This is a genomic window from Rhizobacter sp. P2_D12 (assembly GCF_056404395.1).
The window spans coordinates 1-1094 of record NZ_JBFUEB010000314.1; the positions used below are offsets into that span (position 1 = coordinate 1).

Consider the following 1094-nt stretch of genomic DNA (forward strand, 5'->3'; position numbering starts at 1 on the left):
GCCAACTACAACGGCGCCGTGCCGGCTGCCACCTACACGGTCAGCGACGGCACCGCCACGTCGACCGCCACGCTGACGCTGGCGGTGACGCCGGTGAACGATGCACCGGTGGCCGGCGACGACGTCGCGTCGACCCCGATCAACACGTCCGTCACGATCGACGTGCTGGCCAACGACCACGACGTCGACGGCGACACGCTGACCGTCAGCAACCCGGTGCTGGCCAATCCCGCCCAGGGCACGGTGTCGCTCGATGCGAGCGGCCACGTGGTCTTCACGCCGGCCAGCAACCTCAGCGGCGCGGTGCAGATCCAGTACACCGTGACCGACCCGAGCGGTGCCAGCGCGATCGCGACGGTCACCGTCAACGTCGGCGCCAACACGCCGCCGAGCGGCACGGACGGCTCGCACACGCAGAATGAGGACAGTTCGTACAGCCTGCAAGCCGGCGACTTCGGCTTCAGCGACACGGATGCCGGCCAGAGCTTTGCCGGCGTGCGCATCGACAGCCTGCCGGCCGCCGGCACGCTGCTGCTCAACGGCACGCCGGTGACGGCGGGCACCGTCGTCTCCGCCGCCGACATCGCGGCCGGCCACCTGGTGTTCACGCCGGCGGCCGATGGCAACGGTGCGGGCTACGCCAGCATCAGCTTCAGCGTGCAGGACAGCGCGGGCGGCTTCGACGCGACGCCCAACACGTTCACGTTCAACGTCAYGCCCACGCCGGACGCCCCGGTGATCACCGGCCCGCTGGCCGGCAGCGTCACCGAAGACCAGGTGCTCACCAGCACCGGCAAGCTGACGGTGGTCGACCCGGACGGCCCGGCCGAATCGAGCTTCATCGCGCAAGCCGGCACCGCCGGGACCTACGGCAGCTTCACGCTGGCGAGCGACGGCACCTGGACGTACACGCTGAACAACGCGGCACCGAACGTGCAGTCGCTGCCCGCAGGCGCGAGCGTCACCGAGAGCTTCACGGTCACCACGGCCGACGGCAGCACGCGCAACGTCGTCGTCACCGTCAACGGCAGCAACGACACGCCGACGGCCGTCAGCGACGTTGGCACGGCCACCGAGGACACGCCGCTGGCCGG

The 1094-nt window shown here is 70.7% G+C and carries 1 protein-coding gene; it reads left to right on the top strand.

The window, feature by feature from the left end; all coding sequences use genetic code 11:
* The coding region (locus tag AC1DYN_RS32705) for a cadherin-like domain-containing protein (protein ID WP_477966998.1) at positions 1-1094 on the top strand (1094 nt) is incomplete at both ends.